The 22,436-nt window shown below is 37.6% G+C and carries 18 protein-coding genes and 1 pseudogene; 9 read left to right on the top strand and 10 right to left on the bottom strand.

From position 1 onward, the window contains the following. Positions 1-13 precede the first annotated feature (13 nt). Positions 14-604: a YqiA/YcfP family alpha/beta fold hydrolase gene (locus IO68_RS20115; protein WP_031234688.1), complete on the bottom strand. Its 591-nt coding sequence runs from the start codon at positions 602-604 to the stop codon at positions 14-16. A gap of 263 nt (positions 605-867) precedes the next feature. Between IO68_RS20115 and IO68_RS20120 the strand changes: the two genes are divergently transcribed. Continuing rightward, positions 868-2,214 (top strand): hypothetical protein, encoded by a 1,347-nt coding sequence (locus tag IO68_RS20120; RefSeq protein WP_007481419.1) that lies wholly within the window; start codon positions 868-870, stop codon positions 2,212-2,214. A gap of 206 nt (positions 2,215-2,420) precedes the next feature. Here IO68_RS20120 and IO68_RS20125 read toward each other — a convergent pair whose 3' ends face one another. The 7 genes and pseudogenes from IO68_RS20125 to gshA form a co-directional block, all read right to left on the bottom strand. After that, positions 2,421-2,876, bottom strand: a complete 456-nt coding sequence (locus tag IO68_RS20125) for a hypothetical protein (protein WP_023012709.1) — start codon at positions 2,874-2,876, stop codon at positions 2,421-2,423. Between the two features lie 35 nt (positions 2,877-2,911). Next, a pseudogene (locus IO68_RS20130) lies at positions 2,912-3,728 on the bottom strand (hypothetical protein). 44 nt (positions 3,729-3,772) lie between these two features. Next, a complete protein-coding gene (locus tag IO68_RS20135; protein ID WP_023012711.1) occupies positions 3,773-4,513 on the bottom strand; it encodes a lysozyme inhibitor LprI family protein in 741 nt (246 codons plus the stop codon). Then, complete coding sequence (locus IO68_RS20140; RefSeq protein ID WP_023012712.1) at positions 4,500-6,404, bottom strand: glycoside hydrolase family protein; 1,905 nt, start codon at positions 6,402-6,404, stop codon at positions 4,500-4,502. Before IO68_RS20140 ends, IO68_RS20135 begins: the two co-directional genes overlap by 14 nt. Then, positions 6,394-9,687 carry a type VI secretion system Vgr family protein gene (locus IO68_RS20145; protein WP_023012713.1) on the bottom strand — a complete coding sequence of 1,098 codons (3,294 nt, stop codon included), beginning with the start codon at positions 9,685-9,687 and terminating at the stop codon, positions 6,394-6,396. Before IO68_RS20145 ends, IO68_RS20140 begins: the two co-directional genes overlap by 11 nt. Before the next feature lie 165 nt (positions 9,688-9,852). Continuing rightward, the gene (locus IO68_RS20150; RefSeq protein WP_007481429.1) at positions 9,853-10,350 is read right to left on the bottom strand and encodes a disulfide bond formation protein B; all 498 of its coding nucleotides are present in this window, start codon (positions 10,348-10,350) and stop codon (positions 9,853-9,855) included. Between the two features lie 18 nt (positions 10,351-10,368). Continuing rightward, on the bottom strand, positions 10,369-11,946 hold the full coding sequence (gshA, locus tag IO68_RS20155; RefSeq protein ID WP_023012714.1) for a glutamate--cysteine ligase: 1,578 nt from the start codon (positions 11,944-11,946) through the stop codon (positions 10,369-10,371). Positions 11,947-12,138: 192 nt separating this feature from the next. Between gshA and IO68_RS20160 the strand changes: the two genes are divergently transcribed. From IO68_RS20160 to IO68_RS20170, 3 genes are read left to right on the top strand one after another with little or no spacing between them, the layout of a single operon-like run. After that, positions 12,139-12,678 (top strand): DUF924 family protein, encoded by a 540-nt coding sequence (locus IO68_RS20160; RefSeq protein WP_023012715.1) that lies wholly within the window; start codon positions 12,139-12,141, stop codon positions 12,676-12,678. Between the two features lie 37 nt (positions 12,679-12,715). Beyond that, positions 12,716-13,273 carry a CC0125/CC1285 family lipoprotein gene (locus IO68_RS20165; RefSeq protein ID WP_023012716.1) on the top strand — a complete coding sequence of 186 codons (558 nt, stop codon included), beginning with the start codon at positions 12,716-12,718 and terminating at the stop codon, positions 13,271-13,273. Positions 13,274-13,290: 17 nt separating this feature from the next. After that, entirely contained in the window at positions 13,291-14,598 is a 1,308-nt protein-coding gene (locus IO68_RS20170; protein ID WP_023012717.1) for a DUF445 domain-containing protein, read from the top strand. Positions 14,599-14,932: 334 nt separating this feature from the next. On the opposite strand, the gene IO68_RS20175 is transcribed toward IO68_RS20170, so the two are convergent. Next, entirely contained in the window at positions 14,933-15,370 is a 438-nt protein-coding gene (locus tag IO68_RS20175; RefSeq protein ID WP_023012718.1) for a hypothetical protein, read from the bottom strand. Positions 15,371-15,689: 319 nt separating this feature from the next. Here IO68_RS20175 and IO68_RS20180 point away from each other — a divergent pair, with 319 nt between their 5' ends. Together IO68_RS20180 and IO68_RS20185 are read left to right on the top strand one after the other, a co-directional pair. Next, on the top strand, positions 15,690-16,844 hold the full coding sequence (locus IO68_RS20180; RefSeq protein WP_023012719.1) for a pyridoxal phosphate-dependent aminotransferase: 1,155 nt from the start codon (positions 15,690-15,692) through the stop codon (positions 16,842-16,844). A gap of 98 nt (positions 16,845-16,942) precedes the next feature. Further along, positions 16,943-18,310: an MATE family efflux transporter gene (locus tag IO68_RS20185; RefSeq protein ID WP_023012720.1), complete on the top strand. Its 1,368-nt coding sequence runs from the start codon at positions 16,943-16,945 to the stop codon at positions 18,308-18,310. Between the two features lie 64 nt (positions 18,311-18,374). On the opposite strand, the gene IO68_RS20190 is transcribed toward IO68_RS20185, so the two are convergent. Continuing rightward, positions 18,375-19,202, bottom strand: a complete 828-nt coding sequence (locus IO68_RS20190; RefSeq protein WP_004878132.1) for an SDR family NAD(P)-dependent oxidoreductase — start codon at positions 19,200-19,202, stop codon at positions 18,375-18,377. Between the two features lie 189 nt (positions 19,203-19,391). Between IO68_RS20190 and IO68_RS20195 the strand changes: the two genes are divergently transcribed. The 3 genes from IO68_RS20195 (at position 19,392) to phoR (ending at position 22,393) form a co-directional block, all read left to right on the top strand. After that, complete coding sequence (locus IO68_RS20195; protein WP_004878134.1) at positions 19,392-20,066, top strand: TetR/AcrR family transcriptional regulator; 675 nt, start codon at positions 19,392-19,394, stop codon at positions 20,064-20,066. 249 nt (positions 20,067-20,315) lie between these two features. Further along, positions 20,316-21,026: a phosphate regulon transcriptional regulator PhoB gene (gene phoB / locus IO68_RS20200; RefSeq protein WP_004659793.1), complete on the top strand. Its 711-nt coding sequence runs from the start codon at positions 20,316-20,318 to the stop codon at positions 21,024-21,026. An 8-nt stretch (positions 21,027-21,034) separates the two neighbouring features. After that, complete coding sequence (gene phoR / locus IO68_RS20205) at positions 21,035-22,393, top strand: phosphate regulon sensor histidine kinase PhoR (RefSeq protein WP_004878136.1); 1,359 nt, start codon at positions 21,035-21,037, stop codon at positions 22,391-22,393. Positions 22,394-22,436: the final 43 nt, after the last annotated feature.

The raw sequence follows: 22,436 nt of genomic DNA on the forward strand, positions 1-22,436 counted from the left end.
GGGTCTGACTTCCTTATTGGATGGCTGCCGATAAAAATTCGAGAATTAAGGGTAATTTTTCTTCAAAATCATCCATTGCATGATTACCATTAGCGTCGGTTAAAATCAATGAGGATGGACGTGCTGCACTATAATAACGTTGTGCTTGACGATAATCCAAGACCTCATCGCCTTGCTGCAATAGCACGAGAATTTTATCAGCATGATGTAACTTCGTGTCAGCAATCGATTGTAATTGCTGCAATTGATCATGATCAAGTGTCCATGATTCGGTGACTTTGAGTGGTATTTGCTCAATCCCAAATAAATCTTGAAATAATTGCCATGGTTGCATAGCAGGATTGATCAGTACAGCTGGACAAGCATATTTGGCGACAAAGTATGTCGCATAAAAACCTCCCAAGCTACTCCCTACCAACACAACTTTTTGATTTTGTAATGTCTCAATCAAGGCAGAAACTTGTTTAATCACTTGATCTGGAGAAAGATTTAAATCAGGGAGATGAACATGCACATCGCCTAATTTTGCACAATAATGTTTCAATTGTTGCCCTTTTATAGACATCGGACTACTACGGAAGCCGTGTAAATATATAATTTCCATACGCACCAAAATAGACAACAACTTGACTTGCTGTGAAATAAATCACATTATTCTGCTTAACAGATAAACATATAACAATATAAATTACATTTAAGCTCAATATTGTCCGACACAAATAACGATACTGTACTCCGTTCATCAGTATTCTAAAAAAATTACTTATGAAAGACATAAGATGTAAGAGTTTGTTGTAGTTTATCTAAACAATGATAAGTTAATAACTTCAAACCTTCGGTATATATATCAAGGATGGGGAAATAAAAATGCCAAGTTTAACACCTCTGCATGAAACCTACTGCAAATGGGACAGTACGCCCCCAAGTCAGGCAGATGTTTTGGAAGGTTTGGCACAACTTGTGAGCACAAGTTTAAGCGGTGTTCACGAATTGGTGCAATTGGTGCAAACTGAAGTGTTAAGGACTACACTTGGTTTAAGCGCACAAAAAGCAAAAAAATTACAAAAATTGCCGCAACTACAGAAATTTTATCAATTTTCTTATGATGCACTGCAAAAATACGGTAGCAGTTTTCTTGCACCAAGTTTACGCCATATCGTTGAGAAATTTCCTGTTTTGCATGATAAACCATTGAATCCAACCCTTCATTTTGTAGTTGGTGCACTCAATGGAATCTTTGGTGATTTCTTTTTAAAACAACACAATCCAATGGCTTTACCAATGGTGCTTTATGATCATTATGGATCATTACAACAAGGTGAACTCACGGGTCGTATTGTGATTTTGACACATGGTTTATGTATGAACCATTTAAGTTGGTCAAATCAACGTTATGGTGGGATTGGTGAACGCCTCTTAGCACAACGTGACAATAATACGATGCTGTACCTTAACTACAACACAGGTCGTCGTATTTCTGCGAATGGTCGTAGTTTTGCAAATGTTTTGGAAGACTTAGTACAACGAAATCCACGTATTACCAGTATCGATTTAATCGGTCACAGTATGGGTGGATTAGTCTCTCGTAGTGCATTGTTTTATGGAAAACAGAACTTATATCAATGGGTTCACATGGTTGAGAACCTCGTTTGTATCGGTTCACCTCATCATGGTGCGGTACTTGAACGCTTTGGATTTATTTTACAAGATAAACTGGGTGCTTTCCCTTTTATTAGTCTGATCGGTCAATTGGTGAATGTCCGTAGTAATGGGATACTCGATCTGCGTTATGGTAGTGTTCGTGATGATGATTGGGAACATAATGACGCACGTATCGGCTTTGCAGATGACAATCGTAAGCCAGCGCCATTACCCTCACATATCAACACATTCCTGATTGCTGGAACTTTAGAGTTTGAAAAGGTAAAAAATAAAGCACTTAAAGTAATTGGGGATTATCTCGTCAGTGTAAAAAGCGCTTTAGGTGAACACCCTAATCCTCGTTTCCAACTGAAATTACCTGACACGCATAAAGCCGTATTCTATGGTTTGAATCATTTTGAAATTCAATATCATTCAAGTGTAGCTGAACAAATCACCCGTTGGTTGTATCCAGAAGTCGGTGAAGTTATTGAGGATGGCGTTCAAACACATATGATCAATGTCCCAAATAATTATACCTTTGATGATCTAGAAGGAATTGTTGAGACTTAAAATGAGAATGCCCATCTATTAAACAAGAAATAGTTGGGCTTTTTAAATAAAGTTTATTTTTACAGCTGATTAAGTAACAATAATTCACAATACAGCATTGCGGATATGCATTTTAGGGCAAGCTTTAAAATCTTGATTTTTAATAAATAATATTATATTTTCTATATAAATATTTTAACTAAAAACCTTAATCAGTTTTTATAATTTTATATCCCATTTGATTCCCACATTTCAACAGCATCTTGGCATTGCTCAAGAGAATGGAATGCAAAAACTCTATTATCTTTTAAGGTAATTCTAATTGCATCGGAATTTAAACCTAATACATTTTTTTCAACAGAACATTGATAATTCTTTATTTTATAACCACTTAAACTCTTACATTTTGGTTGTTCTAACTTTTCATCAAAAGTATACCATTCTTTAATATTCTTATTTGAACATGATATTTGATCAATTTTAGAACTATCATTACTCTCAAACCACTTATCATTAGTTACCTTTGGTTCACTTGTGGCGAATGGAAGTTTTTCATTATCCTCTATACGCATTACATTCTGTTCGCTCTTTAAATCAATTTGTGGTGTATCCTGCTTATCACTACATGCTAGTAAAGTACTAATAAAAATTAAGCATAGTGGAAAAATTATTTTCTTATTCATTATTTACCTCAAAACCACCAACAATTTTCAAAAACTCAATTAATATCTTTCTTTAAAAAAGAAGAATACATTCCACCTCTATCATCATTTGAAATAACATTATTACTACCCTTTTTCTTTTCAGAAAATTTTTTTATCAAAAATGGTTTTTTTATCAGGAATTAGTATGAATGAATATTCAATTGGAGCCTTTTCATAAACCACCCTCCCAGTGGAGCTAAAATCTTCTAAAGCATTATTAATTTCATACAAAATATTATATTTTTTTTCATTCTTATCATATTTAGCAGAAATAAATCTACTAAACTCCGTAGAAACATCATTCAAATTTTTTAATTTTTTATTTAAAGACAAAAAAGAAGGTGCGTATAAGCCTGAATTTTTCTTATTCAGGACATAAACATCACTTTTAAATTTTTTTGAATTATTATTTGAAACTGGATTTGTATAACTTTCTACTGAAAAGATAATTATATTATCATCATTAAAAAGTATACTTGCACCAACAGCAGCCACATCAGAAATAATAAAGGGGAGTTTGTATTTAACACCACCAAATTGCAAAAAACATTCGTAGTTTAAAAAATAATAATCCAATCCTTTTATTTTATTATCATTTTTCAATAGTGGCTGAAATACAATTAAAACATCTTCACATGGAATATTAACTGTATTCCTTTTTAAGTTAACATTCTTATCACTATCAGGATAAATAAAGCTTGAGTTCAAAACATTCCTATATCCTATTTTTATATAGGCAGGCTGATTCTTATTATTTTCTATATTAAATTCAGCATTAGCCCCTGTTGAAAAAGCTAACAAACTGATCAAGCACCATGTATATTTAATCATAAAATTCATTATATCTCAGACAAAATAAATTAAAATTTAGAGAATTACTCCTCATAATCACTGCAATCGATTTTCTTGTTTTTCAAATTTTTATCAGTTGTATAGCCAATTGTAAAATTTAAATTCAACAAGTCTTCTTTTCTAAAAACTTTTGGAACAATATTCCAAACATTTTTCCCATTAGTAACAAAAACTAAATTAAATTCTGGTACGTTATTATTATTAGTATCAATTTGATACTCTACAGAAAATTCACCTTTTTTCTTACCAACCACATTATATATACGTGGTTCATTTAACTTTTGATTACAAGCTTGATATATATAAATCTTATTTTTCAAAATTTTAATTGTACTTTCACTACAATAACACCCACCTACTTCTAACTCTTTTATAACACCATCCTTATACTTAAATGGCTTTATTAAGTTGCCTTCTAAACTATCAAAGCCTAGGTATGATATTCTTAAATCTTTAATTTTAGAATTATTAAAATAACTCAGACATTCATAATTTTCATTATTTGCTTCTCTCCCATTAAAATTACATTTTAAATTTCTATTTTTCAACCAAGAACGTTGATTATCAACAAGATACTTAACTTCGTTTTTATTATCACTAATATAGCTTTTTATATCAGAATATGTACTATTCAGGTCATACTCACTATTTTTATATGCTGTTTTCTCATCTAACCGTTGTGGCTTATAATCTGCAGCATTTGAGCAAGAACTCAAACTAAAGACAAATAGCACACTAACAAAATTGAAATTAATGCCTTGCATCGTACGTTCCTTTAATAAACAGTTGATATTCACTATTACGTCTTTTCGTTAAACCGAGATCTGGAACTTTTTTTCCATTTACAGTTATTTTATTTATATCTAACATTTCTTTAGGCCCATCTTTATAATTACTTTCATTAATAAGCTTACATAAATTTGGAGCTTTAATAGCAATATTCCCGATATTAAATGCTAACGATACTAAAGCATCAAATTCATATTGATATAGAGGAACTTGAATAGCTTTTTTCACATAAGCTTCATGTTTCAAAACATCTTCTTCAAAATAAGTTTTAGCCTGAGATATTGAGATAAAATCTTTTAAAGCCTTTTTACCTAAAGCTTTACATGATGATTGACCAACGAGATGCCCCCAGCCAATTGTACAATATCCTTTAGAATCATCGTAATAGTATGTTCCTTGCCCATCAGGAGTTAAATATTTTCCTTCCCATTCTTGAATAAATAATCTTGCATTTGCACTTGTTGTTAAATTGCTTATAGGTATTCTATTTCCAATTGATTTCTGAGAAGTAGTTTGAGGCAACTGTAAATCAAAACTATTTCTATATCCTTCTAACAATATTGCTAAAGGATCAGCTACATCATCACGTCTCGAATAAAGTCCATGTTCTTTTATTGTAAGATTTGACGCATCATCTAATGAAAAACCATTGCCTGTAAAATATTCAAAATGTAGCATTGAAACATTATGTGCTGTCTTTCCAGCAATAGGTATAGCAGCTGGTCCATTCTTATTTTTCATTACACCTGTTTTGCCCAATATTTGACCTTGCTTAACGGGATCACCCACTTTTAATGTTATTGATTTTGGATCTAATTCACCATACCTAATTACAAACTCTCTACCATCATCAGTTTTATGCCTAATACTTACTTGATTAGTTTGTAGATAGAATCCTTGCGAAGCTATTACTTTACCTGATGCTATAGCAACTACTTCAAAGCCACTTTCTGCTTTGCTGACAGGTTTACAATTACTATATAAATCTCTTCCCGCATGCTTTCTATTACCACTTCTATTTCTTCCAAAGATTGCCATTGAAGCATTAGTATCATTGAGTTTAGCACCCCAATAATAATTTGATAGCTCTCCATCAATATCATTGATAGGTTTTACTTTAAAAGGGAAAATAACACTTGGTTTATAATTAGATATATTCTGTTTTGGATTCCCTGTATCTTGACTTTCAGCATTCATATTTTTTAATTCCGGTGCAGTACTATTAAGAATCTGATCTTTGATATGATTATAGATCTTATCTGCACTAATATCTGGCATCCAATCCGGAGCTTTCACTATTGTACCAAACCAATGGTCATCTTTATCATCATGATTATCCTTTATAGCAACTTTATTATTAATGTTAGGACTATTATTTACTTTCTTTGGTTCTCCATTATTTACTTTGTTTAAAGGTAACTTTAGTATTTGTCCTTCCGAAATTTTATTTGCATCTTTAATTTTATTTATTATTTGAATTTCTTCAATTTTACAATTTGTATCTTTTGAAATCTTTAATAAAGTATCACCCTTTTTCACTTTATATGTTTTTCTACTATATTGACCAGTTTTCCCTTTCTCTCTCAGCTGAGTTTTTATTAAAACTGATGGACTATATAACTTGACGATAGCATGGCTTTTTTCAAGACAAACTCTGCTGATAAGTTGCATCTGATTTAAAATATTTTGGAAATAAACATCAAGTACAACTCCTTTATCTCTACTTATATCAACAATCGCTCCTTTAGAATTTGTTAATCCTTCAGCAATGAGATTATTACCATTTTTTATTTGATATTTAGCATTTTTAATGGGATGCCCTAGTAAGTCTAATAAAATAAAGGTTACTAAACACTTATTTTTCATTATTTTTTACTCCTAAAGTAAAATCCTCACTATCCCATTCATCAACAATTACATCCCACAGTTCTTGCTCTTTTCCAACTAAAAATTTTATATTGTAAGGATCTTCTTTTGTAATTTTCCCTGTTCGTCCATGTTCATCTAAGGCTCCTGAGATAAATGAATTTGTTTCTTGAATAAAGGCTTTATAAGTAAACTGACTAAAACCGCTCTCCCAAAATAAATCATAAACATCTAACTTATTACTATACATAGCAGTATTTGGAAGCTGTGGAACCTCATAAGAAACCTTGGCTCCACTCGCAAACAAATGCTGCCCAGCTTTACTTTCAAACTTACCCCCTGTTGTTGAAAATACGCCATTCGCATTAATTTTGAGTTGAGAACCACCAGCTGTTAATACAATCTCTTTTGGACTCGTAAGCTCGATTTTATCTTCTGTAGAAATGAGCTTGATGACCTTTTTCGCAATTGCTTCAATCGCATCATCCTGCGCTTGTAGTTCGAGTTTTCCTTTTGCTGCATAAGCACGCAAACCTTTTTGCGCAGCAAACAAACTGATTTTGTCTTGTGCATGCCCAATAATATTTTTCTGCGCACTCAAATTAATTGAACCGCTGGCACTTTCAGCAATATCTTGCGAAGCTTGCAGAATAATATTTTCAGGTGTCGTCAAAGCAATGCCATTTGGCGATGCTAACAACATCAACGCCTGTCGAAAAATCTTGCCCTGCTCTTGTTGTTTGACGTCAGAACTACTTTCTAAGCCTTGGGTATAACCCTCCATAAAGCCCTGTAACGAGCTAAACGCTTTAGATGGCGTGATGTCTAGCTTGCTACCTTTACTAAAAGTCCCACAAGTACTCATCAGATCAAAATCTTTAATATCGACATTGGCCAAGACTTTTCCAACTTCCTTAATGCCCTCAAACGGATTTTGCTGAATCCGATCTTTGATACTAGCAAGCTGACCTTTGACAATATCAGCACCATGTTCTTCTACGTTTTCGATAAATTCTTTTAGGTTTTCAATCGCATCTTTGGCATCACTAAAGAATGAATTAAACTCCTCTACCACACCTTTAGCATCACCCCCAAGAGCGCCAATATCCTCAATAAAACCACCACAATCCTTCAAGGCATGGATCGGATCATTACTCATTCCCTCTTTAAATAGATTTAAGGTGCTCCCGAGAGCTTGACCTGTGGTTTTAAGTTCTAAAGACTGAATAAACTTCGGTAAGCGGTTAATGACATTGAGCGCATCTGTCTGCTGCTTAGTGGCGACTTCACTGAGCATTTTCATGCTTTCATAGCCCTGTGAAAGCAATGATTGTGCTTGAGCAGCTTCCAAATGATCAGCAATTGCCTGTTCTTGGGCATAAGTACTAATCAGCATACCCTTGCCAGCACGTACAGCGCCCCAAGCATCGGTCCTAAGCTCAAAGCCCTCTCCACGACCATTACTAGTTTCTTGAATTTTAGGATGACTTAAATTACCTAAATTCAATTGTGTCGCAGCATGACTACTTTGTAACTGCGTACTGATTTGCCCTGTCGTATCGTCAAAACGTAACTGGTTAAAACCACTACCATTAACTTCCTGACTACGGATACCACTGAGTTTTTTGGTATCTGGAAGCTGTCCTTTAATATCAAACTTGGTCGGTGAACGCTGCGCTTCATGGATTCGCCCGGTGACAAAAGGCCGGTCAATATTGCCATCAAAGAAGTCTATGACTACCACCTCACCAATACGCGGTAAGAAACGTGCACCATACCCCTCCCCAGCCCAAGGCGTGAGGACATCGATCCATGCTGAATCAGTGTCATTGTCATTGCTACCTGCCCCACCATCATGTCCATGATCGTCAATACGGGTAAATAGAAAGCGGACTTTGATACGCCCCCACTCATCTACATAAATGGTTTCGCCTTCAGGGCCAACCACTTTGGCACGTTGTGGATAGGCTATAGCACGATGCTGTTCTGGATCATACTCAGGAATAATTTTGATTTGACGACGAATTAAAGTCAGTTCATTACCTTGACGTTCAGCGTCCACATAACGTTGTTGTTCCCAACGACTATGACTTAATAATTGGTTAACTTGTTGCTGAATATCTTTCGGTAAATTATTTTGGTTATAGAAATTTTTGGCGATAATTAGGAACTCTTGATCAACCCCATTATGCAGATCAATTTCAGGATGCTCCCTAAAATTGAACCAATAACCAACTTGGCTATCCCGCACCGTACTATAAGCCTTAAAGTATTTGGCTTGGCTGGCATACATGTCATTGAATTGTTGATTCAGTTTTTCTAACTGGCTGTTCCCAGAAGGAGTGGCTTGGTCTTCCCCCTGCAAGTCTTGCATCCAAGCTGGGCTAATATGCCATGCTTGCTCAAGGCTTAAGCTGGCAGAATCAAAGCTTTCCGAATGATTATGAGTTGTATCCACTGAGCCTGCACCTTCGTCTTGTGCTAAAGCATCGGGCTGCCAACGTTGCACATGCACCGCAGTCGGTTGCAAGCTGCGTATCGCAACAAAATCCGTAATGCTGTCTTGGAATTCTGTTGCACTGCTACGGTGAAAACGAATACTACGTCGAGCTAAAGCTTCATAATGACTATTATCATCAATCAATCGCAGCTTTTGGGCTTTGATAGGTATATTCGAATGAAGTACAAAAAGTTCAGCTTCATCAACGAGCCAACTCACACCCTCACTGCGCCATAAACGTGTAAGAAAGTCGTAATCTGACTCATTATGTTGCATCGCAAATGGACGAATGTCGTAATTTTGGCTTAAGCCACTCAAATCAAGACTTAAACTTGTTGCAAAAAGTGGACTTCGTCCTTGCCACTCCTTGAATAAAACTTCTGTGATTTCCACAATCGTTTTATTCATAAAAACTCGGCTATTACGACGTTTATACCATAAACTAGTCGCATCTTTTATAGTCAATTTATATAGCGTTAAAGCACCATCACTTTGTCCATAACTGGCCTCTGTCACAATTCCCGTGGTTCGAAACAGTTGTCCTGAGTCGGTAACCTGATCAACTGCAACCTGCGTCCCAATAAATTGTTTTAAGGGAATTAGAGCATTGGTTGAAAGGCAAATTAATTCAGCCTCTAAACCTGAATTAAGTTGATGCTGCCCTTGTATTCTCTGAAGAAAAATCTGACTATTCAGAAGGTTATTAGAAAATTGTACGTGTATCGCACGCTTCTGTGCACTTAGCCCCATTTTTTCTAATACATTAAATATATTAAAAAGCATTTTTTATAATCAATAGTGTAAATAATCAGCGGCACTTTACAAAAAACAGACCTATCTGTCTACATCTTATGCGTAGTTTTTTTAATTCTGGATCTCAATCTTCAACCAAAAATAAAACCCTAGAAACACCATGATCTCTAGGGCTTTAAAATATCTAAATCATATTTATTTTGGATACTTTCTAAATAACTGCCATAAGCAAACCAATAAAATCAAAAGGAAATAGATAAACGACCAAACAGGTAGCGATTGACCTAAGAAAGTCCAATCTATTGCAGCACATTCACCAGAACCTGAAAGCACTTCTTGGAAAACTGCTTTCATTGGCAATGCTTCAACTAAATAGTCTAAGCCTGGACCACAGCTAGGCACCTTATCTGGTGGCAAATGCTGCAACCAAACATGGCGAGCGGCAACACCAACAGACCAACCAATTGATAAAGTTGCCAATAATGCATAAAACCGCTTAAAACCATTTGAAATAGGATTATGAATAAATGCAATCAGCGCCACTAGCCCCATTCCAATGAGACCAATACGTTGGAAAATACACAGCGGGCAAGGTTCTAAACCTTGAACATGCTCTAAATACAACGCAAACGAGATACCAATAATGCTGGTCAGTACCAGAAGTGCACTAACTAAACGGTAATTCCATCGCATGGGAAGTCCTCTAAAATTTTAACGGTATTGTGCAAGATATTGCTCAAAACTCGTGTCGTTATCTTGTTCAAGTTGCGACTGTTTTTGCAAAGAAGTTTGCGCTAACTGTTCAAAATATTCAGCTCGTTCTTGGCTTAACTGATGTTGATCATAACGATGGACATGCTGCTCAGCCATCATGCTACCAAAATTCCAAGTACCGCCATGCTTCAAAGTATCTTCAATCACATGCGATGAAAGTGTTTCATCAACATGATCTAAACGCTGTTGCATAATATTCAGCGCATCTTGATACAATGATGTCGCCGACATCTGATCTAATAAAACAGCACAATCTTTGATGGCATCTAAATGCTTTTGCGCCCAAGCTTGTAATGAAGTTGTTGTATGCCCTTCTTCAATTTTGGCATCCGCTGCGCGACCACGATTGACCACTTCAGTTTGGTTACGATCAACTTGCTCTTGTTCTTCATCAAACAAATCTGGACTATCTTGCAGTAAGCAATAAAGCGCTAAACTTTCCAAGAAACCTGCAGTTATTTCGTCGATCCCAATTTCACTGTAAGGGTTCACATCTACTGCACGAAGTTCGACATATCCCACGCCACGATTTTTCAATGCTTGTGACGGTGTCTCTCCAGCTTCAGGCACTTGCTTTGGACGGACAAGGCTGTAGTACTCGTTTTCAATCTGTAAAACATGGTCATTAATCTGAATAGGTTCGCCATTTTGATCATTCAAACCTAAATCAGTAAAGGGTGGATACGGCGTATGCACTGCCTTTTGCAATCCCTCTAAATAATCATGCAAGTCGTTATAATGAATTCCTAATTGTTTCTGAGCTGAATTCTGATACCCCAGACGCCCCATTCGCAATGCCGTTGCCTCTGGTAAATAAAGTGTACCTTTGACCAACGGCTGTAAATGATGTTGGCGATTGGTTAAAAAACAACGACAAACTGAAGGACTTGCCCCCAATAAATACATAACCAATGGCGTTAAACGAATAAAGTTACGAATCAAACCAAAGTAACGATGACTGCGATAATCTTGTAGGCTAAGTTGCTTTAGCTCAGGATTGCTTTCATGTTGCTTTAATTCGGCAAATAATTCTTCAGGGAAAGATAAATTATAGTGTACGCCTGAGATTGTCTGCATACGGCGACCATAACGCACACCTAAACCATAACGATACAAGGTCTTAAAACGCCCAATATTAGACGTGCCGTATTGGGCTAATTTAATATTTTCTTCATCATCATCCAGCATACATGGCATTGATAATGGCCACAGCTTTTCACCTGCTTCCAAATGTTGATGTACAACCGTATGAATATCACGTAATTCATTTAATGCAGCAGCAATGGTGTTGTGTGGCGTGGTAATAAACTCCATCAACGCTTCAGAATAATCTGTGGTGATATGTGGATGCGTCAGCGCTGAACCTAAAGCTTTAGGGTGATTTTTTTGTGATAAAAATCCATTGCTTTGCATGCGTAAACTTTCACGCTCTATACCACGCAGCATCCCTGTTAATAGCGAAGCATCTACCCAATTTGGTATCACAGAGGAAGAATGTGTGCTGGGTTGATTCATAATTTATATGCTCGCTTATTCAAGATCAGCCGACCAAATCAAAGGGAACGACTGCATTGTGATGCCAATTATAACGACAATTCTGCGCTAGTCATCTGATTTAGTTTGGCAATTTTTATCACAATCTTGTTACATAAGACACGCTGAAATTGTGATTTTATTGAAAATAAACCTTCCGAAGAGTACTCACCCATGCAAGCGCAAGATATTCTAGATTTTTGGTTTGATCCAGATCATCGCTCACTTTGGTATGCGAAAAGTGATGAATTTGATGCAAAAATTCATGCGCTTTTTCAAACAATTCACCAACAAGCAAGCCAAGGGGAACTTTGGTCATGGCGCAAAACAGCAGAAGGACGGCTCGCTGAAATTATTATCCTTGATCAGTTCTCTCGTAATCTATATCGAGATCAGGCTCAAGCCTTTGCTTATGATGGAATTGCCCTGATACTGGCACAAGAAGCAATTAGTTTACAACTTGATGCTCAGTTAAGCCCTGAACAGCGCTCTTTTTTATATATGCCGTTTATGCATAGTGAATCAAAAGTCATTCATGAATTTGCATTGCAACTGTTTCAACGCTTAGGCAATGAAATTAATCTCAGTTTTGAAAAAAAACATAAGGTGATTATTGACCGTTTTGGTCGATATCCACATCGAAATAAAATTTTAGGTCGCGACTCTTCAGCAGAAGAACTTGAGTTTTTAACACAACCGAATAGTAGTTTTTAAGCCTTACTCCCACGGCTTTAAACCATAGGAATTGCATATGAAACGTTTATTGATGTGCACCCCACTCCTTGTTGCTTTGACAGTGGCAGGATGTGCAAGCTTACCCACTCAACCGAGAACCTTTGATCAGCTCGGGCAATTTACCGCTTATCCATTAAATAACAAAACTTTCCGAGTCGGTTTTCAAGCTGATAATAATTTGAGTTATGGTACAGCAGAGGAAATTACCTTATTAAAAGCTGCACAAACCACGGTGAAAAATGGCTTCCGTTACTTCACCGTTATGGATGACCCAAGTAATGCACGCCACAAGGCTCAACGTCAGGCCGTTATTTATCCAACACCTAATTACTACCCTTATGGTTATTATCGTCGTCATCCAGCCTTTTGGCCTGATCCATTCTATGATATGCCACAAGTGGTCAATATTGATCCAATCCAAGTGTCGTATACTATTGAATGTTTCAAGACTCAGGAACAATCCCCTGATGCATTTGATGCTCAGTTGATCTTGCAATCCTTGGGACAAAAATACGGGTTGAGTCCAACAGGTGAAGTTCTACAACCACCTGTGCCACCTGAAAACAAAAAATGAATTTAAAGGATGACTAGATGAGTTCAGCTGAAGAGATCCACGTACCTAGCCTGCAAAGAAGTAAATACTTTGCCACTATGGCCTTAATCATCGCTGTGGTGTCATGGATTGGCTTAATGGTCGCGGCACATTTTCTCCCTGAATATAAATGGATCATCCATATTTTCATGCTTGCCGCTGAAGCAGGTGTTGTTGGTGGATTAGCTGACTGGTATGCCGTTACCGTTCTATTTCGTAACCCATTTGGGAAAATGCCGTTACCGAAGCTGTTGCGTGACCATACTGAAATTATTCCACGTAACAAAGCACGTATCGCTGAATCTATGGGTCGCTTTGTACAGGAAAATTTCCTATCACCACAAGTCGTTCAACGTAGTTTGCAAAATGCAGATTTAAGTTTGGCTGTGGGCGAATGGCTTGCTAATCCAAAGAATAATAAACAAGTGGTACAGATGATCCAACATACTGTGCCCAGAATTTTTGAATTTGTCAGCCAAGATCAAATCGCACATTTCGTTCAAAATAACAGTGTGCAATGGGTGCGTAGTACCAAAATCAATATGCTTGCCAGCGAAATGTTACGTGCCGTTTTGGAAAATGATTTCCATCAAGATGTTCTACAACGAGGTCTTGATCTTGCACATGAATGGATGGTTTCACATCCAGAAGAAGCTCGCGATTTATCCCGTAAACTCTTTCAAGAATTGGGGGTTTGGAAACTGGCAAAAGGTGCAAGTTGGATCGGTATTGATGTACAACAAAGAACCATTGATTCACTGATTGAAAAAGTGGAATCCATGTTGGCGAATCCAGAGCATCCGTGGCGACAAGACATTGAAGCGACAACGCATTCACTGATGTTACAACTTGCAGATGGCAATAGTGAAGCGAGCCAGCGTTTAAATGATGGTAAAGATGCACTTTTGGATAGTCCACAAGTACTCAACTTTATCAGTGGTGCCATCGCTATTTTATGTGATGCGATCAAAACTGATTTAATGCAGGAAGATTCAGGCATTGCAACCAACTTGCAGGCTGCGATTCAACAGCTTGGAGAAAGCTTGATTCAGAATGAAAAAGTTCGCCAAGTTTTGAATGAAAAAATGGTCGGCTTAGCGATCAATTTTAGTGAGCAATATAGCGACAAGATTATTCGTTATATCAGCGAACGCATCCATGAATGGGACTCAAGAGAAATGATTGCCAAAATCGAAAGTGAGGTTGGTGGTGATTTACATATGATTCGTGTGAATGGTGTGATCGTAGGTGCATTTATCGGTTTGGCGCTCGGAGTTATTCGCGCGATTGTGGAAAATGTTTTGTAAATGATCTACTCAGGAGCGGCAAGATATCACTGTTTTGCCGCTCTTTTTTATAATTTAAAAGCCAATCTTACCCTTATATAAAAATAATTTAATATCAATTACATACATACTTTTTGATATGTTTAAAAATCCCTCCTAATCTCCCTTTAAAAAGGGAGGAACATCAAAAATTCAATACCTCTAGTAATTTCAGAATTAGTCCCCCTTTATCAAAGGGGGATTTAGGGGGATTCTATAGATTTTCACTTAAAGTTGAGATTGGCGTAACTTAAATAAAATACAATGAGAATTAGACCAAATTTAAAGAAGTGATACTTCTCCCCCTTTCAGAAGATCAGACCACGTATTTACTTTCTTGGTAATAACGCGCTAAAGCATCTGTGTCTTGCTTTAAAAATGCTGTGAGATAAGCTTTCACTTGCACTAATGACAATTGATTAAAATGAATCTTTTCTTTTTTCTGACGCTTAATTAATCCGAATACCTGCTTTTTATCAACTAGTACTGGAATATCTGTTTTCACAATAAACTTCAGCTCTTGCTCTGAACCATAAGTATTTAAGACAATTTCTATCGTCCGTTCCGTCTTTCCATCTGTAATGGTAAAAGTTGGACTTGCACCATCTAATTGTAACCAACGACTGAGTTGCTGCTTCCAACCCATTTTATCAAAACGAGTTAACACCCCAATGGTATTGAGTGCCCCAAGCTGCTCTACATCTTTTAAATCAATATGATGTGGATAGCGTATTTTCAGATCGAAACTGTCCATTACTGAATGCCCCATTTCACAATAATTTGTATTTCTTTTAATCACTTGCTATAAATTATATCGCTTAACAGATAAAAATAAAACACTGTATATAATTGAAAATTAACGATTAATTTGACAAATTTAAATCAAAACCGACCAATTCCGTCAGTATTGTTTTTATTAAGACACAATTCCAGTATTTCTCTTGATCAGAAACACATTTTTCGAAAGATCGAGAGAGACAGATCACTTTTTATTTTTGAGATCGACAATTTGGAAAAAGCCATTTTTTATCGCTACAATCACATCAAAATAAAATGGAATGAGGTTAATCATCATGTTGCAACTTCAGTCAAAACTCCCAAACCAAGGCGTTACGATTTTTAGTGTCATGACTGAGCTTGCACGGCGACTCAAAGCCCTAAATCTTTCACAAGGTTTTCCTGATTTTCCTGCACCACCCGCACTGCTTGAAGCGCTTAGCCAAGCAACACTAGATGGCTATAATCAATACCCTGCTGGTGATGGAGTACTGGCATTAAGAGAACAACTCGCGAAACAGTTCTTTGCACGCGATCAACAACAACTTGATCCTGTTACTGAGATGACCATCACACCTGGCGCAACCATTGCGATTTTTTGCGCGATCCAAGCCTGTATCCATGCAGGTGATGAAGTCATTATCTTTGATCCAAGCTATGACAGTTACGGCCCAGCAGTTCAACTGGCTGGTGGTCAATCGATCCATATCCATTTGGAAGCGCCTACTTTTCACGTAGATTGGCAAAAAGTAAAAGACAGTATTAACGACAAAACTCGCATGATTATTGTCAATACTCCTCACAATCCAACAGGTGCAATTTGGTCAGAACACGATTGGAAGCAACTGATTGAACTCATTCAAGATAAAAATATTGTGGTCTTATCCGATGAGGTATATGAACATTTGGTCTTTGATGGACAAAAGCACTACAGCGCACTTCATTTTCCAGAGCTTCGTAATCGTAGTTTTGTCATCGGATCTTTTGGAAAAACTTATCATGTTACAGGATGGAAAACGGGTTATTGTGTTGCCTCTCCAGCCTTGATGCAGCTGTTTAGACAAATTTATCAATTTGCCAATTTCTGTGGCACAACACCCTGTCAAATCGCTTTAGCAAATTATATGCAACAGCATCCTGAGCATATTTTAGAGCTGCCAAGTTTTTATCAACACAAACGAGACCTGTTTAATCAACAGATCCAAAACTCTCGTTTCCAGTTTGTGCCATCACAAGGCACTTATTTTCAAAATCTCGATTACAGTAAGATTCGCCCCGATCTAAACGATATTGAAATGTGTCAATTCTTGGCCGAACAACACAAAATTGTTGCGATTCCAATTTCTGTATTTTACCAGCACGCACCGAGTTCACTGCGATTAATCCGATTCTGCTTTGCCAAGACAGATCAAACCTTACAACGAGCGGGTGAAATCCTAGAGCGTTGCTAATCAACAAAAAATAAAATTGAATTACCATCACTTCAACGCTGCTTGTGCTATGTTGAACAAAAGCTGTTCATTCTAGGATGAAGCGTTAAGGAATTTGAATGACACCTCGTCAACCCCTCGTCATGCAACCCAATTTATGGAAAACCTTTTTTGTTTTCCTTGTGCCGCTGATCGCCACCAACATTCTGCAAAATCTGTCAGGCACGATTAATACCATTTTCGTCGGGCAAATGATGGGGGTTGATGCGATTGCTGCTGTATCAGTGTTTTTTCCAATTTTGTTCTTCTTGTTGGCATTCGTGATCGGGATTTCAGCAGGTACAACGGTGTTAGTGGGTCAGGCATGGGGCGCACTAAACTTAGGAAAAGTGCGTGCTGTCATAGGCTCAACCTTATTTATGACCTTGATCGGCGGCAGTATTATTGCTGTTCTTGGTCTGATCTTCGCCAAACATATTTTGAATTTATTGGGCACAGATCCAACCGTCATGCATCTCTCACTCCCTTATGTAGAATGGATGCTCGTGGGTAGCCCGTTATTATTTGTCTATATTATTTATACATCGATTTTGCGTGGTGTTGGGGATAGTGTCACCCCACTGATTGCTTTGAGCCTTACCAGTTTAATTGGCTTAGCCGTTACGCCTGTGTTACTCAAAGGCTATTTTGGCTTTCCTGCTCTCGGCATTATTGCACCAGCCATCGCAACCATTATGGGCTATGCTGCAGTTCTAATTTTCTTGGCTTTTTATCTTAACTATAAAAATCATCCACTGAAAATTGACCGTCAACTTTTGCAGCATATTCATTATGATGCCGAATTGTGTAAGTTAATCTTAAAATTAGGCATCCCGACGGGCATTCAAATGGTGACGACCTCTTTAGCAGGTCTGGTCATCATTGGACTCGTCAACCGTTATGGCGCACATGCCACTGCTGCTTATGGTGCAGTGAACCAAGTCTTGAACTATATTCAATTTCCAGCCTTATCCATTTCCATCGCGGCTTCTATTTTTGCAGCTCAGGCAATTGGCGCAGGTAAATCCGATTTGCTCGCAAAAGTGACGCGTACAGCTTTAGGCATGAATCTTTTATTCACTGGAAGTTTAATCACGCTTGCTTATCTGTTCTCGAAGTATTTAATGGCGTTATTTATTACTGAACACAGTGTGATTGAATTAGGTCAGCAGCTTTTATTTATAGTGTTGTGGTCAATTCTATTCTTTGGCGCGAGTGCGATCTTTGCTTCAATTATGCGTGCCAGCGGAACCGTTAATGTGCCGATGCTGATTAATATTTTCACGATTATTTTAATCGAAGTGCCATCTGCTTATTGGTTTAGCTCACGTTGGGGCTTAACGGGCATTTGGATTGCCTATGCACTTTCCTTTGTCTGCTTATGTATATTTCAAGCCAGTTATTATCAATTCTTTTGGAAGAAATCAAAAATTAAAGTTCTGATTTAATTATTCACTTCCACCAAAAATAAAAAAGCCACTCACAGAGAATGGCTTTTTTAGTGATGACAACTTACATCATTTTAGTTGCAAGTGCAGCAATGCGTTGATATCCCGTTGGGAATAAACGTTGGCATGTATCAACAATGCGAGCATCTGTACCAATCAAGAGGCGACGTTTGTTTTTCAATACAGCATTGAGAATTTGACGAGCTGCTTCTTCTGGTGGTGTACGAAGGAACTTATCAAATTGTTTAATTGATTTATTCGGGTCCATACCTAAGCTCTTCAAGCTGTCATTCATTTTTGCAGCTTTTGCGATATTGGTACGGATACCACCTGGGTGAACACAAAGCGAACTTACACCACTTTTCTCAATATCTAACTCTTGGCGTAATGATTCAGTGAAACCACGTACAGCAAACTTGGTTGCGTTATACGCAGATTGCGTTGGTTGTGATGTTAAACCAAAAATACTCGAGATGTTGATGATATGACCATCTTTGGTTTGTTTGATAAATGGAAGGAACTCTTTCGTGCCGTATACCACACCCCAGAAATTAATTCCTACGATCCATTCTAAATCTTGATAGCTCGCGCCCTCTACTGTTGAGCCTAATGCAACCCCTGCATTATTGAAGATCATATTGACACAACCATGATCTTGCACAGTTTCTTGTGCCCACTGTTTTACTGCATCGCAGTTCGAAACATCGAGTACTTTTGTTGTTACTGTCACTGGATATTCTTTAAGGATCTCAACAGTTTGTGCTAAGCCTTTTTCATTGATATCACTAATCGATAAGTGGCAGCCTTGTTTAGCCAATAAAATTGCAAGCTGTTGTCCAATCCCAGAACCTGCACCTGTGATCGCTGCGACTTTATTTTTAAAATTTTTCATTGCCTATCCCTTGTTACGAATGATATGCACATATTTGCATAAATCATGTGCAGTTTAAGTTATAGTCAATATAGTTTTGACAATGATGCTTGTCAATATAGTACACTATAGCTTTCTACTAAATCATTTGATCAAATACATTTATTTCCTCAAACTCGGTAGTTATATTTTTAGGTGACGGTTAATTCAATGACAATTTCAACTGATAATGTGCAAAAAAAACCAAAAGCGCCAAAAGAACGTCAATTTAAGGGCTTATCTTTAACTGAGCGCAAAGAAGTGCGCCGCGAAAAGCTGATCGAAGCAGGGATTCATCTATATGGGACAAATGGCTTTTTTTCAGTCACCGTGAAAGATGTTTGTAATGAAGCCAAACTGACTGAACGTTATTTTTATGAATCTTTTAAGAAAAGCGAGGAACTTTTCCAAACCGTTTTCTTAAAAATGATTGAGAAAATGCAAAATTGCCTCACTCAAGCTGTTCTTATGGCGGCACCTGTACCTACAAATATGGTCACAGCTGGATTATCTGCATTATTGAATGCAATTAAAGATGACCCCCGCATGGCACGTATTATTTATATTGATGCGATGCTGGTACAAGATTTACATAACCAAGCAACTATCCAAGAGACGTTGACCCAGTTCGACCGCATTATTCAAGGCTTTGTCATGATTACCATGCCGAATGCACCTCAAAGTGCCGAAGAAGTGTCATTAATGGCTACAGGACTGAATGGTTATGTGACACATATTATTATTCGTTGGGTCTCTGAAGGCTTTAAACAGCCCTTAGCAGATGTTTTATCGGCATGTTGTGCGGTATTTTTATCTTTCATCGAGACAACATCACAAAAAAATTAAAATCGTTTTACAGTTTTGTGACAATCAAAACTGTTAAAATGCATTGATATTAACCAAATGAATTTATTTGCATTATTGTTAAACAACTTGTCATCATCTGGTCACTACTATGACGCATAATTGTCACAATTTATTGCTAAATTCGACTTTATTAACTCTTTTGCAATGATATTGTCATAATTAATCTTTGTAATAAGCCTGTCATAACAACAAAACGGTTAACCGTTACAGATTTAAGGGTATTGCGCTGTGAAAGATGACTATATTTTAATTGTCGATGATGAGCTACCGATTCGTGAAATGATCCATACCTCTTTGGATATGGCAGGCTTCCAATGTTTACAAGCTGAGGATGCCAAACAAGCGCATCAGATTATCGTTGATCAGCGTCCTGCACTTATTTTGCTGGATTGGATGCTGCCGGGTGGTGTCAGTGGTGTAGATCTTTGTCGTCGCCTAAAAAGAGATGAAAATTTAGCTGAAATCCCTGTGATTATGCTGACTGCACGTGGCGAAGAAGACCATAAAGTTCAAGGTCTTGATGCTGGTGCAGATGATTATATGACCAAACCATTTTCAACACGTGAGCTGGTTTCGCGTATCAAAGCTGTACTCCGTCGTGCCAATGCGCTCAGCGGTGAAAAAGTGATTGATGCCAATGGTTTAATGCTTGATCCTGTCAGCCAACGCGTGAGCTTTGGGAACAGTATTTTAGATATGGGGCCAACGGAATATCGCTTACTTGCTTTCTTTATGACCCATCCAGAACGTGCTTACACACGCGCCCAACTACTTGATCAAGTTTGGGGTGGAAATGTCTATATTGAAGATCGTACCATTGACGTGCATATTCGTCGTTTACGCAAAGTGTTAGAACCTTTCGGCGTTGATCGCTTTGTGCAAACGGTACGTGGCACAGGTTATCGTTTCTCTACACGCGCTGATTTAGCAGCAGGTTAAAATCCTATATGTATGAACCCTATCCCGTCCCTGAACTGGCACGTGAACATCAACAGTTTCGCTACAGCAGTTTATGGACGTTTGCAAAACAAGATTTAAGATTACTGCTGTTTTTCTTATTGATTGCGAGCTTAATTGGATTTGGTATTGAATACTTTTGGAGCTGTATTTTTGCTGCATTTGTGCTTTTTTTCCTATTGCAGCTTCGCTCACTTTATCTCGTCAATGACTGGATTTCTAATCGCCCCTATGATGCCCCACCGAATTTAAGTGGGATTTGGGGTGCACTACTGTTCAATGTCTATCGAGCACAGCGCCAAGAGCGTATTGTTCAAGCAGAAATGGTCGGCTTAATTGATCGTGCTCAGTCTTCTTTAGTTGCTTTAGCAGAAGCAGTAGTTTTGATTGATGATCAACATCAAATTGAATGGTGGAATCCAGCAGCAGAGAAGCTATTGGGCATCAATCCTTCCGATCGTGGACGGAATTTATTGTCGATATTGCGCCAACCTCACTTCATTGAATATTTCAAAAATAGTGATCAAGCACCTGATGGCATTCGTCTACAAGCACTGATGGATGAAGAGCGCTATGTTCAGGTAAAATTGACCCGCTTTGGCGGTGAAAGCCGTCTTTTGGTCGCGCACGACATTACCCGTATGCACAACCTTGAGCAAATGCGTAAAGACTTTGTCGACAATATTTCACATGAATTACGTACCCCTCTCACGGTGTTAAGTGGTTATATCGAAACCTTTACTGACCAAGATGACATTACCCCGCGTTGGAAACGTGCGTTCACCCAAATGCAATCTCAAACCAAACGTATGAATGCATTGGTCAATGATTTATTGTTGTTATCTAACCTAGAAAATAATAAAAAAATTGCGAAAAATCAGATCATTGATATGGCTAATCTGATGAATCAATTGTTTGATGACGCCCGTGCTTACAATTTAGATTATGGCCATACCCTTAATTTAGATATTGATAGCCACTGCGATCTGATTGGTTCGGATATGGAAATTGCCAGCGCATTTAGCAATTTAATAACCAATGCCATCAAATACACACCCAAAGGTGGAATTATTACCATCGGCTGGCATGAAGATGGTGATCAAGCCTATTTCAGCGTGCAAGACAATGGTATTGGGATCAACCCCAAGCATTTGCCTCGCTTAACCGAACGCTTTTACCGTGTTGACAGTGCACGCAGCCGACAAACTGGTGGAACAGGCTTAGGCCTTGCCATCGTCAAACACGTGTTAATGCAACATGGTGCGCATCTTGAAATTAGTTCAAAAGAAAATGAAGGTTCAACCTTTACCGCAGTTTTTCCAAAAGAGCGTTTATACCGCATGGTCTAAAAAATACAGGGAACTGCTCAGTTCCCTTTGAATATTACGCTAT

Source organism: Acinetobacter sp. COS3, assembly GCF_000475335.1.
GTDB lineage: Bacteria > Pseudomonadota > Gammaproteobacteria > Pseudomonadales > Moraxellaceae > Acinetobacter > Acinetobacter venetianus.